We start from the raw sequence: 16,111 nt of genomic DNA, 5'->3' as shown, positions 1-16,111 counted from the left end.
CCAACTCCTCGATGACCGCCCGGATCATCTCGGCCGACTCCCTGGGGGAGAGGGCGTAGGCGCGTAGACAATCGTATGCCGTTTGATGGTCTGCGACAGTAGCGGAATCCTCACGCAACTGGCCGGTGTGGCTACCTTCGAGGTATGCGACGGGCTCACTGTCGGGCAGGGTCAGCAACGTCAGCGATCCGCCCAATTGCGGGTGGGCTCCGGAGTTGAACGGTAGGACTTGGATCGTGCCGTACCGCGTGTCCATCCGAGGCAAGAGCACTTCGAGTTGCGTGCGCATGACGGCTGGGCCACCGATCACGCGGCTGATGGCCGCCTGGTCAAGGATTGCGCCGTAGCGCGGCGGGTGTTCCCGAGTAAAGATGCTTTGCCGATTGACGCGTGCGGCAACTTTTCGTTCGATCTCGGGGTCCGGCCACCTGGGCACAAACCTGCTGAACTGCGCGCGGGCGTAGGCAGGGATCTGCAACAACCCAGGCACGGTGAGCGCCGAGTACTCCAGGATCGCCTCTGCCTTCGCCGCCAGCGCCATGAACCCGCGATAACGGTCCGGGAATTGGTCGTGCTCCACCATCTGGTAAAGCCGTACGAAGAACCCGTCCGTCTCGAAGGCAATATCCAGTTTTGCCGGCATGTCCGGTGGGATGGTGCTCTCGCCGGTCTCGTATCGAGACATCGCCGCCTTGCTGTAGCCCAGGATCGTCGCGCACGCCGTCAGTGACATGCCCACGCTCTTGCGCTTGACCCGAATCTCCCGCCCGAACATCTGCCGTGGCGAGCCTTGGGGTTCGAGGTCTTTCTCTTGGTATCGCACGGGCGTTCCCCCTTCCGTTCCACCGCAAATCGGTAACGATGCCGAGATGCACAGGCTAGCTCTCCCACCTCATGATGGGGACGCAGAGCGACAGACCGTGTACGGAAGGGAGAGGCAATCCCTTGCTCAAAACGTCGCAGGCCGAAGGGTGGGGCTGCGACGGGCGTAGGGAGTGGGGCTCAACTTTGGCGAGTCGCCCCACTCCCTGCGTGCCCCTCACAGAAAGGACACGTACCCACGATGGCATATCAATTCGGGTGGACTCAACGTGCTTCGGTGCCGGTTCCGGCGGAGGATCGCGACTGGCAGGACGAGCGGTTGAGGGTGCTGATTCGGGAGTGGGTCGGCGGGGCGGACGCCGATACCGCTGCGTTCACCCCACTCCGGGAGCCGCGACTACGTTTGCGTTCGCGGTTGTTGCTGTGGATTCGCGCGCCGCGCTCGGGTGGGCGGAACGTGCGATGACCACGCGGCAGCGGGTTTCGGGGAGCACGCAGGAGGATCTCGACCGGGGGCTCGCGTTCTTCGAGCGCTATCGGCACGCGTGGTGTCGTGACGCCTATTCGGGTCGCGAGGGTGTGCTTATGGACGTGCGAGGGCGACAGGTTCATCTGCGCTTGCGTAGTGGGATTGAATTCGCTTGTCAGGTACGGGACTTGGTCATTCTTCGGCCGCCTTCGCCGATTCTGTATCGGAGCGTGAGATACGTCGGCGGGGAAGACGCGACGCTTCGGCCGGACGGCACGCTTACGGAGTTGTGCGCCGTGGACAGGGGCATGTTGGCGACCGTGCAACCGCCGGTCGGCCCGGAGTGGTTCGCGTTGTTGTCCGACCTGGAGCGAGTCGGTTGCCCGTTGGGTGCGGTGGCCGATTGGGCGGAACCTCCGTTCCTGCTCGACGAGGAGGAGAAGGAGCGATGACGGCGATACCTACGCCTCCACCGACTGGCATCGGCTCGACACACGACAACTCGGGAGGCAAGACGATGGGGAACCACGCCAAGGACGACAAGGACGGCGACGCCAAGACCCCCCAACGGCAGCGGGACGGCCAGTGGGACAGGCCCGTGCCGCCGAAGGACAGGGACCGCGACAAGGAGAAGGACAAGTGAGCACCTTGGTCGACTGGGACGCAGTTTTCGCGGACACGCCCCGGCGCTCGTACGTCCCGGGGGTGGTGTGGGGGAGTGACGACGCCCTGATCGACCGCGACACCGACCCCGAAGCGTGGGCGGAAGCCGTGGCGGCCGACATCCCGCTTGTGACTCAGATGGATGACGGCATGCCGGGCGGGAGCCTGATCCCGACATCGTCGGCGTCGCAACCCTCCCTCGTGCGGCACATGCTCGAACAACTCGACGTCGAACCGGATCACGACATCCTCGAAATCGGTACCGGCACCGGGTGGTCCACTGCGCTGTTGGCCACCGCGCTCACCGCCGGCCGGGTGACCTCGATCGAGGTGGATCCACTCGTGGCGATCCAGGCCCAGGAGTCCCTGCGCGGCTGCGGCTCGGAACCGACCCTGATCGTCGGCGACGGGCTGCACGGCTACAAGGAAGGTGCCCCCTACGACCGGATTGCCGCCACCATGGCGGTACAACGCGTGCCGTACGCGTGGGTGGAACAGGTCCGGCCCGGAGGGGTGATCCTCACGCCCTGGGGCACGGCCTTCCACAACTCCGGTCTCCTGCGCCTGGTCGTCGCGGCCGACGGCACGGCCTCGGGCCGATTCGTGGGCAACGTCAACTTCATGTGGGCCCGGTCGCAGCGCCCGAGGTTCGAGGCCCGGCGCTTCGTGGGTGACGTCATCGCCGACCCGAGCGTGGGCAGGGTCCGCCACACGACGACGGATCCGCGACCCCTTCAGGAGGAGCACGCGGATTTCGCGATCGGGCTTCGGCTGCCCGATGTCGAGCAGCGCACGTTCTTCGGGAGGGGAGCGCACGCCGGGGAGTTCACCACGTGGTACGCCGACGGGCAGTCCTGGGCCTCCGTCGACTACGTACCGGACGCCCACTCGTTCGAGGTGAACGAGGGCGGGCCGCGCGACCTGTGGCGGGAGATCGAGGACGCCTACGCAGCGTGGCGTGCGCGGGGTGAACCCCCGCGCGAGGAGCACGGCGTCACGGTGACCGGTGATGGACAGTGGGTGTGGCACGACGGGCCGCACGGTCGGGTGGACTGCGGGCCGTCGATTCCCTGGCAGGCTCCGTAGAAGGAGATGGAGGGACGGCCCCGGCCCTCGAAGCGGCACGGCGTCGGGGCCGTTCCGATCCCGGTGTCGGCTACGGCGCGGCGATCGGGTCCATCCCGAAGACGACGATTCGGGTGGCGCCGTGGAAGCCCGCCGGACGTTGCCACAGGCTCCGGACAGCGGGGCGATCCCCGCCGGAGTGTGCGCCCTCCTCGGGCGCGCCTGGGCAATACGGTCCCCGATCCCGTCATCCCGCGGTCCTGTGATCCCCCGATCCCGCAGTCCCGCGGCCCCGATCCCGACCTACGCCAACGCGTTGACGATCGTGCCGAACACCCGTGGCAGGCGGTGGGCCGCGGGGACGATCAGGCGGGCCGTGTGTGGGTGGGAGCGGGCGGTGAGGAGGGATTCGGTGAGCAGGCGGTGGCGGAGGGAGAGCCGGCGCCAGTCGGATTCGTAGCGTTCGGGGCTGCCCGCGACGAGGGCGGCGACCAGGGCTCGGGCCGAGGCCAGGGCCAGCGCGACGCCCTCGCCGGTGAGCGCGTCGGTGTAGCCGGCCGCGTCGCCGACGAGCAGGACGCGGCCCGCGACCCGGGTGCGGACCCGGCGGCGCAGTGGCCCCGCGCCGCGCACCTCGCCGGCCGCCGCGCCCGCCAACCGATCCCGCAGCGCCGGGAAGGCGGCGAGGTGGTCGTCGTAGGAACGACCGCGCGGCCCCAGCATCGCGACGCCGACCAGGTCCGGGCCCACCGGCGTCACGTACGCCTCGCCGCGCGGCGACCAGTGCACCTCGACGAAGTCGGTCCACGGTGCGACCTCGAAGTGCCGGCGCAGCCCGTACCGCCGGGCCCGGCGATCCGGCACGGCGGGCCCGAGGGTGGCCCGGATCGGAGAGTGCAGGCCGTCGGCGGCCACCAGCCAGTGCGCGCTCAGCCCGGCCGCGGTCACCCCGTGCGCGTCCTGCCGCACGTCGGTGACCCGCCCGACCCTGTGCTCCACGCCCAGCGCCAGCGCCCGTTCGTACAGCGCGGCGTGCAGCGTGGTCCGCCGTACGCCCAGTCCCGGTCCCTCCCGGAATCTCGCCTGCACCGCGTGCCGGGCGTCCAGGTACCGGATCCCGGCCAACGGCCGCCCCGCGGGCGTGATCCCCAGCCGGGCCAGCGCGGCAACGCCCGTCGGCATCAGCCCCTCGCCGCACGCCTTGTCCACCGGCGCCGGCCGCGGCTCCACGACCACCACGCGCAGCCCCGCGAGCGCGCCGTGGATCGCGGTGGCCAGACCGGCCGGCCCACCGCCGGCGACGAGCAGGTCGATCACGCGGTCGCCGCCGACAGCGCGGTCGACTCGCAGCGGATCCGGACCACCATCAGCGCGGCGTTGAGTCCGGTGAACGCGAGCGCGGTGACCCACGCGCCGTGCACGAGCGGCAGGGCCAGGCCCTCGACCGCGACCGCGACGTAGTTGGGGTGCGGCAACCAGGGCAGCCGGTACGGCCCGGTGCGCACCAACGGAAGTCCCGGCACCACCACGACCTGGGTGTTCCAGCGCGGCCCCAGCGCCGTGATGCACCACCAGCGCAGCGCCTGCGCGGCGAGCACGAGGGCGAACATCGACCACCCGAACCAGGGCACGAACGGTCGGTCGCCCAGCCCCACTTCCAGGACGCACGCGGCCAGCAGGCCGACGTGCAGCACGACCATCGGCGGGTAGTGCCCCTGTCCGCTGACCACGCCGCCCCGGGCCAGGCTCCAGGCCAGGTTGCGCCGGGAGACCACCAACTCGGCGACGCGTTCGAGGGCGACCAGGCCCACCAGTGCGAAATACCAGTACATCCCCGACCTACCACTCCAGGAGGACGAGCTCGGAGCAGAACCCCGGGCCCATCGCGATCATCAGGCCCGGCGTACCGGGATCGGGCCGGGCGGCCATCGTGTCGCGCAGCACGTGCAGCACCGAGGTGGACGACAGGTTTCCGGTCGAGGCCAGCGAACGCCACGTCAGGTCCAGGGCGCCGGCCGGGAGTTCGAGCGTCTCGGCGACCGCCTCGAGCACCTTCGGGCCGCCCGGGTGGCAGACCCACGCGGTGATGTCGGCCGGGGTCAGGTCGTGTTCGGCGAGGAAGGTCCGCACGTCGCCGCCCAAATACTCGCGGACCACGTCGGGGACGTCCGAGCCGAGCACGATCCGAAACCCGGAGCCGCTCACGTCCCAGCCCATCACCCGGGCCGAGTCCGGATACATGCGACTGCGGCTGGAGACCACCCGCGGTCCGCGCCCGGGCCCGGTCCGCGCGTCGCCGCAGGCGATCACCGCGGCCGCGCCGTCGCCGAACAGCGCGCCCGCGACCAGATTGGCGATCGAGGCGTCGTCGCGCTGGAGGGTGAGCGAGCACAACTCGACCGAGACCAGCGCGGCGACGTGCTCGGGCCACCCGCGCAGGTAGTCGTGCAGGCGGGCGATGCCGGCGGCGCCCGCGACGCAGCCGAGGCCGAACACCGGCAGCCGCTTGATGTCCGCGCGCAGGCCGAGCCGGCCGACCAGGCGCGCGTCGATCGAGGGCACCGCGAGGCCGGTCACCGTGGTGAACACGATCAGGTCCAGGTCGCGCGCGCTGAGCCCGGCGGCGCCGAGCGCGGACTCGACCGCCTCGGCCGCGAGCTCGACCGCGACGTCCAGGTAGGCGTCGTTGGCGGCGCCGAAGTCGTCGAGTTTGGCGTAGTGGTCCAGCGGCAGCGCCAGATGGCGGGTGTGCACCCGGGCACTCGCGTGCAGCCGATCCAGGACGCGGCGATCGGCGCCGGCGGGCAGGCACATCGCCGCGAACGCCTCGGTGATCTCGGCTTGCGGGTATCGGTGCGGCGGCAGTGCGCCACGGACGGCTGCGATGCGGGTCATGGCGTATCCCCGGCTGGATGAGGAGCGAAGACGCTGGGCGGCGAACGGAACCGGCGGCGAGCGGGAACGCTGGAACAGTGCCCAGCGGGAACACCGAACCCACGTCGTTTGCCCGCACTCGTCGCTCGCATGCGCCGGACCTACGCCGGCTACCCGGAGAGGACACCCACGTGAGTGAAGCCGCCACGCCGAGCGGAGCCACCCCGCACACCCCCGCACACCCCGGCGGGCGTCCCGCCGAACACGCGCCCGTGCTCGGCCTCCTGTTCGCCTGCCACCTCGGTCCGACGCTCGCCGTCACGGCCCTGACCACCGCGCTCGCCGTCGCGGCCGGGCGCGACGCCAAGGGTTGCGCGCTCGTCGGCGCGGCGGTGCTCAGCGGGCAGTTGTCGGTCGGCTGGTGCAACGACGCGGTGGACGCGGACCGCGATCGGGCCGCCGGGCGCATCGGCAAGCCGGTCGTCGCCGACCTGGTCACGGCCGAACGGGTGGCACTCGCCGCCCGAACCGCGCTCGTGGCGTGCGTACCGCTGTCCTACGCGTCGGGGCCGGCGGCGGGCACCGCGCATTTGGTCGGGGTGGGTGCCGCGTGGGCGTACGACCTCGGGGTCAAGGGCACCGTCGGGTCCTGGGTGCCCTACGCGGTCGGCTTCGCGAGTCTGCCCGCGTTCGTCGCGTTCGGGCTGCCCGGGCGGCCCGCGCCCGCGTGGTGGGTCGTCTCCGCCGCCGCGCTGCTGGGCTGTGGCGCGCATCTGGCGGACGCGCTGCCGGACCTGGGTGTCGACCACGCGGGCGGCGTACGCGGCCTGCCGCACCGGCTCGGCCCGACCGGGATCCGCACGCTCACCCCGCTGCCGCTGCTCGGCGCCACCGCGTTGCTCGCGTACGGCCGACCGGACCGGGCCGGCCGGCTCGCGCTGGCCGGTGCCGGCGTACTGGCCGCCGCGGGCGCGCTGCTCGGCGGCCGACGCCCCGCCGTTCCGTTCGCCACCGCGATCGGTGTCGCCGCGATCGACGTGGCGCTCCTGCTGCGCCGGGGGACCGGCATCGCCCGCGCCGGCTCACGCGCCGTCCGGCGAGTATCACGCCAATGCGCGTAGACCCCGGCCGGCCAGAGCCGTTTCGGTATGCCCTGGAAAATCGCCTGATGGGATGAAATGTCCCCATCGCTGCTTGACATTCTGTCAAATTGGATCTTCGTAATTAACAATCTGTCCCATTGTCCCGTACAGAGCACCAGGAAATCATTCATGCCCATAGCTCGATCCCGGATTCGCCCAAACCGCCCGCAGATCGGGCACCGCGAGTCAGCTCGTGCCATGCCGGCCACCTTGTCCCCTCATACCTGGAGGAACCCGCACATGAGCGGACGCCTTACCCACCGCCGCCTGATCGCCTGTGCCGCAACCCTGGTCGCGGGCTCCATGCTCCTGACCGGCTGTGGGGACGATGGCGGCGACAGCGCGCTCGGCAAGAAGGACGAGAACGCGCCGTTCTTCAAGATGCTCCCGCCGGACGTCCAGAAGTCCGGCAAGCTCAAGATCGGCTCGGAGATCGCGTACGCACCGATCGAGTTCATGAAGGGCGGCAAGGCCGTCGGCGTGGACCCCGAGCTGGCCGCCGCGCTCAGCAAGCAGCTCGGTGTCAAGTACGAGTACAAGAACTCCCCGTTCGACTCGCTGATCACCGGGATCACCTCCAAGCGCTTCGACCTGGTCATGTCCGCGATGACCGACAAGAAGGAGCGGCAGGGCCAGGGCCTGGCGTTCGTCGACTACTTCCGCGCCGGCACCTCGATCCTGGTGCAGAAGGGCAACCCGCAGAACATCAAGTCGCTCGACGACCTGTGCGGGAAGATCGTCGCGCTCCAGCAGGCGACGACCAACGAGGACGTCGCCACCGCCCAGTCCAAGAAGTGCGAGGAGTCGGGCAAGGGCGCGATCACGATCCAGAAGTACGAGCACGACGGCGAGGCCCTGCTCAAGCTCAAGAGCGGTGCCGCCGTCGCCGACCTCAACGACTTCCCGGTCGCCGCGTACAACGCGCAGACCTCCGGTGACGGCAAGGACTTCGAGGTCACGGGCGAACAGATCGATGCCGGCCTCTACGGCATCGGCGTCGGCAGGGACAACCAGCAGCTCCAGCAGGCGCTGAAGTCGGCCCTGGAGGCGCTGATCAAGAACGGCGAGTACGCCAAGATCCTGAACAACTGGAAGGTCGAGGCCGGCGCCGTCACCGAGGTCACCATCAACGGCGGCACCTCCTGATCCGAGGTCCGGCCCCGCCCGCCCAGCGGCGGCGGGGCCGGACCCGGCGGACCGTCCCACCGGGCCACCCCGTGCCCGCGCCCGCACTCGTGCTCCAAGAGGAGGTCACCTTCCCGTGACCACACCCCCAACCCCCGCGGCCGACAAACAGCCGGCCAAACGGGAACACATCAAAGCGATCCCCGTGCCGCACTACGGCCGTTGGGTCGCCGCCGTCGTGGTTCTGGCCCTGGTCGGCCTCCTGATCAACGCGTTCGCGAACGCGAAGATCCACTGGAGCGTGACCGGCGAGTACCTGTTCGACGAACAGATCATCAAGGGCGCAGTCAACACGCTGAAGATCAGCCTCTACTCGATGGCGCTCGGGCTCGTACTCGGCGTGCTCGCCGCGATCGGGCGACTGTCCGGCAATCCGGTCACCGCGACCGTCTCGTCGGTCTACATCTGGTTCTTCCGCGGCACGCCGGTTCTGGTCCAGTTGCTCATCTGGGGCAACCTCGCGCTGATCTTCCCGACCATGTTCGGCCATAACACCAACAACTTGATCACCCCGATCTGGGCGGCGCTGCTCGGCCTCGGCATCAACGAGGGCGCGTACATGGCCGAGATCGTGCGATCGGGCATCCAGTCCGTCGACGAGGGCCAGACCGAGGCGGCCCACGCGCTCGGCATGTCCAAGGGCCGTACCCTGCGCCGGATCGTGCTGCCGCAGGCGATGCGGGTGATCGTGCCGCCCACCGGCAACGAGTTCATCAACATGCTCAAGACGTCCTCGCTGGCCAGCGTGGTGGTCTACCCCGAGGTGCTGCAGAAGGCCAAGGACGTGTACACCAACAACCTCGCGGTGATGGAGCTGCTCTTCGCGGCCTGCTTCTGGTACCTGCTGCTGACCACCGTCTTCAGCATCGGCCAGTACTACCTGGAACGCCGCTTCTCGCGCGGGGCCAGCCGGGCGCTGCCGCCCACCCCGCTCCAGCGGATCAGGGCCAACCTGTTCCCGACCCGGCGTTCGGGAGTCGAGATCCGATGACGACCAACTTCGACAAGCCCGCGCCCGGGGCGGCCGGCTCCGGGCAACCCATGGTCAAGGCCGAGGACGTCTGCAAGTCGTTCGGCCCGCTGGAGGTGCTCAAGGGCATCGACCTGGAGGTAGGCGCCGGCGAGGTCATGTGCATCGTCGGCCCCTCCGGCTCCGGCAAGTCCACCTTCCTGCGCTGCATCAACCACCTGGAGAAGGTCAACGCCGGGCGGTTGTGGGTGGACGGCGAACTCGTCGGCTACCGGGAGAAGGACGGCAAGCTCTACGAGCTGCGCGACAGCGAGGTCGCGCTCAAGCGGCGCGACATCGGCATGGTGTTCCAGCGCTTCAACCTCTTCCCGCACATGACCGCCGCGGGCAACATCATGGAGGCGCCCACCCAGGTCAAGGGCATCAGCAAGCCCGCCGCCCGGGAGCGCGCGCACCAACTCCTGGAGCGGGTCGGCCTGGGCGACAAGGCGGACGCCTACCCCGCCCAGCTCTCCGGCGGCCAACAGCAGCGGGTGGCCATCGCCCGCGCGCTGGCCATGGACCCCAAGCTGATGTTGTTCGACGAGCCGACCTCCGCGCTCGACCCCGAACTCGTCGGCGAGGTCCTCGACGTCATGCGCGGCCTCGCCGAGGAGGGCATGACGATGATCGTGGTCACCCACGAGATGGGCTTCGCGCGCGAGGTCGGCGACTCGCTGGTGTTCATGGACGACGGACTCGTGGTCGAGGCGGGGGTGCCCCGCGAGGTGCTGAGCAACCCGCAGCACGACCGCACGAAGGCGTTCCTGTCCAAGGTGCTGTGACCGGCCGGACACGATGTGCTCCGTCCGGGGCGGTGATCCGCCCCGGACGGAGCAATTCCGTTCGCGCTCCGCGTCGATTGGGGTAGGGGCAACGGTGTAGCCCGGATCGGGAGTCCGGGGTTCCACACCGCGGAGGAATCCGTCATGCCGCACACCGCCAACCGCCTGGCCGCGCTGACCCAGCAGGTACTCGGCCGCCCGTCGCCGATTCGGATCCGGGCCTGGGACGGCAGCGAGGCGGGGCCGCCGGACGGCCCGACCCTGGTCGTCCGCAACCGACGCGCGCTGCGCCGGCTGATGTGGAAGCCGGGCGAGCTGGGCTTCGCGCGCGGCTGGGTGTCCGGCGACCTGGACGTGGACGGCGACCTCTACGACGCGCTGGACCGACTGGCCGGCATCGCCCTGCACCGCGACGAGCCGCCGCCCGTGAGCGCCCCGGCGGCCAAGGCGGTCGCCATCCGCACCCCCCACCCCGAGCGCCCGCTGCCGTCCGTGCGGGCCGCGCTCGGCGCGCTGCGCCCGATGGGCGAGGCGCTCACCCTGACCGGCCTGCCGGTACCGCCGCCCGCGCCCGCCGAGGAGGTCCGCCGCCGCCGGGGCATGCTGCACAGCCTGCGCCGCGACCAGGAGGCGATCCGGCACCACTACGACGTCGGCAATGAGTTCTACGCGCTGATCCTGGGCCCCTCGATGGTCTACTCGTGCGCCTACTGGGACCGCCCCGACGCGACCCTGGAGGACGCCCAGCGGGCCAAGCTCGACCTGGTCTGCCGCAAGCTGGCGCTGGGCCCGGGGATGCGGCTGCTGGACGTGGGCTGCGGGTGGGGGTCGATGGCGCTGCACGCCGCCGAGCACTACGGCGCGCAGGTGGTCGGCATCACCATCTCGCGCGAACAGGCCGACCTGGCCCGCAAACGGGTCTCCGAGGCGGGGCTGACCGGCCGGGTCGAGATCAGGATCCAGGACTACCGCGAACACGCCGACGGCCCCTACGACGCGATCTCCTCGATCGGCATGGCCGAACACGTGGGCCGGATCCGCTTCCGTGAGTACGCCGACTCGTTGTACGAACTCCTGCGTCCCGGCGGCCGGTTGCTCAACCACCAGATCGCCCGCCGCCCTGCGCGGGACGAATCCGCCTACCACGTCGACGAGTTCATCGACCGCTACGTCTTCCCGGACGGCGAGCTGACGCCGGTGGGCAGCACGGTGTCGGTGCTGGAGGAGGCGGGCTTCGAGGTGCGGGACGTGCACGCGCTGCGCGAGCACTACGCGACCACGCTGCGCGCGTGGGTGGCCAACCTGGAGGCCGCCCGGGACCGCGCCACCCGGCTGACCTCACCGGGCAGGGTCCGGGTCTGGCGCCTGTACATGGCCGCCTCGGCCCTGGCCTTCGAACAGAACCGCATCGGCGTCAACCAGATCCTGGCGGTCAAGACCCCCGCCTCGGGCCGCTCGGGCATGCCGCCGACCCGGACGATGTGACCGGCGGGCGCACGTGCCCCGAAGCGCGGCGCCGCCCGCGCCCGAAGTCCGCCCTACTCGCCCTCCGCCGGCGGCAGTGACCGGCACAGCGCCTCCACCGCCGCCGGGTACGCGTGGTCCGGGGGCGTCGCGTAGCCGACCACCAGGCCGTCCGGAGCCGAGCCCGTCGCGTCCGGGTGGCGGAAGGCGGCCAGGCCGTCGAGGGCCAGGCCCTGCCAGGTGGCGGCCTTGACCGCGGCGGACTCGGTGCCGGGCGGCAGGCGCAGCACGGCGTGCAGGCCGGCGGCGATGCCGGTCGCGGTGACGTGCGGGGCGTGTTCGGCCAACGCGGCGAGCAGATGGTCCCGGCGGGCGCGATAGCGCCGGCGCATCCGGCGGATGTGCCGGTCGTAGTGGCCGCCCTCGATGAAGTCGGCGAGGGTGAGCTGATCGGTGACACCGGCCCACGCCTCGCGCAGGCCCTTCACCGCCAGGACGTCGTCGACCAGGTGCTCGGGCAACACCATCCAGCCGAGCCGGATCGCGGGGGACAGGCTCTTGCTGACCGAGCCCACGTACACCACGCGGTCCGGATCCATGCCCTGGACCGCGCCCACCGGACGCCGGTCGTAGCGGAACTCGCCGTCGTAGTCGTCCTCCAGCACGATCCCGCCCCGGGCCCGTGCCCAGTCCAGCACGGCGACCCGTCGCTCGGGCGACAACGGGCCGCCGGTGGGGAATTGGTGAGCCGGCGTCAGCACGGCCACGCGCGCGTTCGCCCGCGCGGCCAAAGCGTCGGTGTCGGCGCCCTGTTCGTCGATGTCCAGGGGCAGCGTGCGGATCGACGCCGCGTCCAGGATCGAGCGGTGGAAGGCGAGCCCGTACGACTCCACGGCGGCCGGCCCGCGCAGCACACCGGCGAACAGCAGCCGCAACGCGTGCGCGAAGCCGGAGCAGATCACGATGCGATCCGGATGGGTGCGCACCCCGCGCACCCGCGCGAGGTAATCGGTCAGCGCGGCCCGCAACTCCGGACGCCCCTGCGGATCGCCGGGTCCGAACGCCTCGTTCGGCGCGGCGTTCAGCGCCCGGCGGGCGGACGCGACCCACGCGGTACGTGGGAAGGACGCCGCGTCCGGCTGCCCCTGGCGCAGATTGTGGGTCGAGCCGGCGGACCGCGCGGGCAGTTCGGTGCGGGCGCGGCGGCGCGGCGCGGCGAGCGGTTCGACCCGCCGGGCGACCCGGGTCCCGGAGCCCTGACGCGCCGTCAGCCAGCCTTCCGCAACCAGCTCGGCGTACGCGTCGGCGACCGTGTTCCGGGCGATGCCCAGATCGGCGGCGAGTGACCGGTACGGCGGCAGCGGCGTGTCCGGTGCCAGCCGACCGGTGCGGATCGCCGTCCGGATCGCCCCGATCAGCACCGCCCGCCGGCTGCCCGTACCGGACAACTCCAGATGCAGGTCACGGCCGCTCCACTCGGCGGAATTGACCTCGTCTTCCGACATGGAACTGCACCCTATACCAGGTCTCTTTCGCGCCTACCTTCGTCACATGAGCTTCGTCGACATGAGCAGCGAGCACCGCACCGAACGGCCCACCGAGGCCGCCCCCGAACCCCGTTCCCACCCCGATCCCGAGGCCCACCGCGTCGACTTCGCCCGCGCCGTACCCAAGGTGTTCAAGGCCCTGATCGGTTTCGACGCCGCCGCTCGGGAGGGACTGGACCCCGCGCTGGTCGAACTGGTCCAGATCCGCGTCTCGCAGCTCAACGGCTGCGCGTACTGCCTGCACATGCACTGGACCGACGCGCACAACGCGGGCGCGAACGACGAACGCCTGGCCCTGGTCGCGCTCTGGCGCGAGGCCGCGCACTTCTTCACCGAGCGGGAACGGGCCGCCCTCGCGCTGACCGAGGCGCTGACCCTGGTCGCCGCCGACGGCGTCCCGGGCCACGTCTACGCCCGGGCCGCGGACCGATTCGACGAAGGCGAACTGGCCCACCTGATGGCCCTGATCCTCGCCGTCAACACCTGGAACCGGATCGCGATCGGCACCGGCAAGCTCGCCGGCACCGACCAGCGCGCGAAGCGGTGACGACCGCCCCGGCTACGGCTTGCGGGCCACCGCGCCCAGGACCAGGCGCTGGGTGACCGAGAGGGTCGCCTCGTCCACCGGCTCCTCGGGCCGCCACAGGTCGATGTAGACCAGGCCGGGGTCGGCCGTCTCCAGACCCTCCAGGTAGGCCGCGATCTCCTCGCGCTCGCGGAAGCGCCCGCTCTTGTGCGAGCCCTGCATGACCCGTTCCAACTGCTCCGACTCCGGGCCGCTGCGCAGGAAGTGGGTCAGGAACAGCCAACTCCCGGACGGCAAGGCGTCGAGGTAGGTGCGCACCAGCCCGGCCGGATCCTCGTCGTCGTTGATGTGGTGGATCACGCCCAGCAGCATCAACGCGATCGGCCGATCGAAGTCGATCAGGCGCAGCAGGTCCGGGTTCTTCAGGATCGACTCGGGCTCGCGCAGGTCGGCGGTGATCACCGTGGTGCGGTCGTTCTCGGCGAGCAGCGCGCGACCGTGCGCGAGCACGATCGGGTCGTTGTCGACGTAGACCACGGTGGTCTCGGCCGCGATCGCCTGGGCGACCTGATGGGTGTTCTGCGCGGTGGGCAGACCCGATCCGATGTCGACGAACTGGCGGATGCCCTGTTCGACCAGGAAGCGCACGCCCCGGTGCAGGATCCGTCGATGGGCGCCGGCGTCGTGTTCGAGATCGGGCGCCACCGCGATCAACTTGCGGGCCACCTCGCGGTCGGCGGCGTAGTTGTCCTTCCCGCCGATCAGGAAGTCGTAGATGCGCGCGACGCTCGGCACGTTGACATCGATGCCCGGCGGCGGTCGCTCACCGGCGGGCTCCGTCGACCACACTCGGTCTCCAGCGTTCTCGGTCATGATCTCGACACCTCGCGGCCGCCGGTTGGGGGTGGTGCGGCACACCGCCGATGGTAAACCGCAGGTAACGCGGCTGGTCATCAATCCCCGTGCTGCAAACGGCAGTTGGTGCCCACACGGGCGGACAAGTCGGCAGATGTACCGCCCTGTCGGGTCGCCCGCGCAGGCCCGATCGCAGGCTGTGGCGCGGCGGGCCCGGTGCCCGGCGGCCGGCCGGCGTTGCCTCGCCCCCGCTCCACCCCGTGCCTCCCGCCGCCGTTTAATCCGGCGACACCGCCGACCCGGCCACCTACGCTGACGATCTCCTCGGGTGGCCGTCTACCACCCGCCGTACCCGGCGCGACCAACGCGCCCGCAACCAAGGGAGTTGCCGCCATGCCGCGCGCCCTCGTCCGCGACCTGTCCGAACATCTCGACGAGAGGGTCACCGTCCACGGGTGGGTCGACACATTGCGCCGGCAGCGCCGCATGCAGTTCGTCGTGGTGCGCGACCACACCGGTCGGGTCCAGGTCACCCACCGCCGCGTCGGCGCCGACGACCCGATCGAGGCCGCCTTCGAGCAGGTCACCCCCGAGTCGGCGGTCCGGATCACCGGCCGGGTCGTGGCCAACGACGTGGTCCGACTCGGCGCTTTGGAACTGCTTCCCGAGCGGGTCGAGATCCTCTCGCGGGCCGAACCCGGGCTGCCGATCGACGCCCACACCGGCCCGGACCGCCGACTCGACTGGCGATTCCTCGACCTCCGGCGCCCCGACCGACGGCTGGTGCTCGACGTGCAGAGCACCGTCGAACAGGCGATGCGTCGGGTCACCGCGGCGGAGGGCTTCACCGAGCTGCACACACCCAAGCTGATGGGCACCGCGTCCGAATCCGGCGCCGAGGTGTTCACCGTCGACTACTTCGGCCGCCCGGCCTACCTGGCCCAGTCGCCACAGTTCTACAAGCAGATGGCGATCGCGGCCGGCATCGACAAGGTCTTCGAGATCGGCCCGGTCTTCCGCGCCGAGCCGTCCTACACGTCCCGGCACGCCACCGAGTTCACCGGCGTCGACGCCGAACTGGCCTGGATCGACGGGGTCGAGGACGTGATGGCCTTCGAGGAGCGGTTGTTGCGGGCGGTACTGGACGACGTCCGGTCCGTGCACGGGGCGTCGATCGAAGCACTCCTCGGCGTCGAGGTGACCGTCCCCGAGTTGCCGTTCCCGCGGATCACGATGGCCGACGCGCTGCGCCGATTGCGGGCCGAGGGGTGGGACCCGACCGGTACCCGGGTCGACCTGGACCCGGAGGGCGAACGCGCGCTGTCCGCGTCGATCGCGGCGGAGACCGGGCACGAGTTCGTCTTCGTGACCCGCTTCCCGGCCGGGATCCGGCCGTTCTACCACCTGCGTCCGGACGACGACCCCACGCTCACCGAGAGCTTCGACCTGCTGTGGAAGGGCGTCGAGATCACCACGGGCGCGCAGCGCGAGCACCGTCACGAAAGACTGCTCGCCCAACTGCGCGAGAAGGGCCTGGACGCGGCACCGCTCGCGTCCTACCTGGACTGCTTCCGCTACGGCATCCCGCCGCACGGCGGTCTGGGCCTGGGGCTGGGCCGACTGCTGATGCTGCTCCTGGACCTGCCGTCGATCCGGGACGCGACGTTCCTCTTCCGCGGTCCGCATCGGCTGACGCCCTGACGCC

At 70.8% G+C, this 16,111-nt stretch carries 15 protein-coding genes and 1 pseudogene; 10 read left to right on the top strand and 6 right to left on the bottom strand.

The window, feature by feature from the left end; genetic code table 11:
• Positions 1-31 precede the first annotated feature (31 nt).
• Positions 32-775, bottom strand: a pseudogene (locus ACZ4FV_RS09815) (helix-turn-helix domain-containing protein); the annotation flags it as partial.
• An 812-nt stretch (positions 776-1,587) separates the two neighbouring features.
• Between ACZ4FV_RS09815 and ACZ4FV_RS09810 the strand changes: the two are divergent.
• From ACZ4FV_RS09810 to ACZ4FV_RS09800, 3 genes are read left to right on the top strand one after another with little or no spacing between them, the layout of a single operon-like run.
• A complete protein-coding gene (locus ACZ4FV_RS09810; protein ID WP_402233024.1) occupies positions 1,588-1,743 on the top strand; it encodes a hypothetical protein in 156 nt (51 codons plus the stop codon).
• A complete protein-coding gene (locus tag ACZ4FV_RS09805) occupies positions 1,740-1,934 on the top strand; it encodes a hypothetical protein (protein WP_402233021.1) in 195 nt (64 codons plus the stop codon). Before ACZ4FV_RS09810 ends, ACZ4FV_RS09805 begins: the two co-directional genes overlap by 4 nt.
• A complete protein-coding gene (locus tag ACZ4FV_RS09800; protein ID WP_402233018.1) occupies positions 1,931-3,040 on the top strand; it encodes an rRNA adenine N-6-methyltransferase family protein in 1,110 nt (369 codons plus the stop codon). The genes ACZ4FV_RS09805 and ACZ4FV_RS09800 overlap by 4 nt, the downstream gene beginning before the upstream one ends.
• A 282-nt stretch (positions 3,041-3,322) precedes the next feature.
• Here ACZ4FV_RS09800 and ACZ4FV_RS09795 read toward each other — a convergent pair whose 3' ends face one another.
• From ACZ4FV_RS09795 to ACZ4FV_RS09785, 3 genes are read right to left on the bottom strand one after another with little or no spacing between them, the layout of a single operon-like run.
• The gene (locus tag ACZ4FV_RS09795) at positions 3,323-4,336 is read right to left on the bottom strand and encodes an NAD(P)/FAD-dependent oxidoreductase (protein ID WP_465322333.1); all 1,014 of its coding nucleotides are present in this window, start codon (positions 4,334-4,336) and stop codon (positions 3,323-3,325) included.
• Positions 4,333-4,851 carry an isoprenylcysteine carboxyl methyltransferase family protein gene (locus ACZ4FV_RS09790; RefSeq protein ID WP_395863807.1) on the bottom strand — a complete coding sequence of 173 codons (519 nt, stop codon included), beginning with the start codon at positions 4,849-4,851 and terminating at the stop codon, positions 4,333-4,335. The genes ACZ4FV_RS09795 and ACZ4FV_RS09790 overlap by 4 nt, the downstream gene beginning before the upstream one ends.
• A gap of 7 nt (positions 4,852-4,858) precedes the next feature.
• Positions 4,859-5,992 (bottom strand): type III polyketide synthase, encoded by a 1,134-nt coding sequence (locus ACZ4FV_RS09785; protein ID WP_395864069.1) that lies wholly within the window; start codon positions 5,990-5,992, stop codon positions 4,859-4,861.
• A gap of 92 nt (positions 5,993-6,084) precedes the next feature.
• Between ACZ4FV_RS09785 and ACZ4FV_RS09780 the strand changes: the two genes are divergently transcribed.
• The 5 genes from ACZ4FV_RS09780 to ACZ4FV_RS09760 all read left to right on the top strand — a co-directional run bounded on the left by ACZ4FV_RS09780 (position 6,085) and on the right by ACZ4FV_RS09760 (position 11,499).
• Positions 6,085-7,014, top strand: coding sequence for a UbiA family prenyltransferase (locus ACZ4FV_RS09780; RefSeq protein WP_395863809.1), 930 nt, complete (start codon positions 6,085-6,087; stop codon positions 7,012-7,014).
• A gap of 261 nt (positions 7,015-7,275) precedes the next feature.
• A complete protein-coding gene (locus ACZ4FV_RS09775; RefSeq protein ID WP_395863811.1) occupies positions 7,276-8,181 on the top strand; it encodes an ABC transporter substrate-binding protein in 906 nt (301 codons plus the stop codon).
• Between the two features lie 115 nt (positions 8,182-8,296).
• Positions 8,297-9,211, top strand: coding sequence for an amino acid ABC transporter permease (locus ACZ4FV_RS09770; protein WP_395863813.1), 915 nt, complete (start codon positions 8,297-8,299; stop codon positions 9,209-9,211).
• Positions 9,208-10,014: an amino acid ABC transporter ATP-binding protein gene (locus ACZ4FV_RS09765; protein ID WP_395863815.1), complete on the top strand. Its 807-nt coding sequence runs from the start codon at positions 9,208-9,210 to the stop codon at positions 10,012-10,014. Before ACZ4FV_RS09770 ends, ACZ4FV_RS09765 begins: the two co-directional genes overlap by 4 nt.
• A gap of 144 nt (positions 10,015-10,158) precedes the next feature.
• The gene (locus ACZ4FV_RS09760) at positions 10,159-11,499 is read left to right on the top strand and encodes a class I SAM-dependent methyltransferase (RefSeq protein WP_465322331.1); all 1,341 of its coding nucleotides are present in this window, start codon (positions 10,159-10,161) and stop codon (positions 11,497-11,499) included.
• 53 nt (positions 11,500-11,552) lie between these two features.
• Here ACZ4FV_RS09760 and pdxR read toward each other — a convergent pair whose 3' ends face one another.
• Positions 11,553-12,983 carry a MocR-like pyridoxine biosynthesis transcription factor PdxR gene (pdxR, locus tag ACZ4FV_RS09755; RefSeq protein ID WP_395863819.1) on the bottom strand — a complete coding sequence of 477 codons (1,431 nt, stop codon included), beginning with the start codon at positions 12,981-12,983 and terminating at the stop codon, positions 11,553-11,555.
• A gap of 46 nt (positions 12,984-13,029) precedes the next feature.
• Between pdxR and ACZ4FV_RS09750 the strand changes: the two genes are divergently transcribed.
• Positions 13,030-13,572: a carboxymuconolactone decarboxylase family protein gene (locus tag ACZ4FV_RS09750; protein WP_465322329.1), complete on the top strand. Its 543-nt coding sequence runs from the start codon at positions 13,030-13,032 to the stop codon at positions 13,570-13,572.
• Between the two features lie 12 nt (positions 13,573-13,584).
• Here ACZ4FV_RS09750 and ACZ4FV_RS09745 read toward each other — a convergent pair whose 3' ends face one another.
• A complete protein-coding gene (locus tag ACZ4FV_RS09745; RefSeq protein WP_465322327.1) occupies positions 13,585-14,424 on the bottom strand; it encodes an SAM-dependent methyltransferase in 840 nt (279 codons plus the stop codon).
• A 375-nt stretch (positions 14,425-14,799) separates the two neighbouring features.
• Between ACZ4FV_RS09745 and aspS the strand changes: the two genes are divergently transcribed.
• Complete coding sequence (aspS, locus tag ACZ4FV_RS09740; protein ID WP_395863825.1) at positions 14,800-16,107, top strand: aspartate--tRNA(Asn) ligase; 1,308 nt, start codon at positions 14,800-14,802, stop codon at positions 16,105-16,107.
• Positions 16,108-16,111 lie beyond the last annotated feature (4 nt).

Source organism: Embleya sp. NPDC025285, from assembly GCF_055558835.1.
The sequence above is the reverse complement of the archived record's forward strand: the minus strand, read 5'-3'. Positions and strand labels throughout refer to the sequence as shown.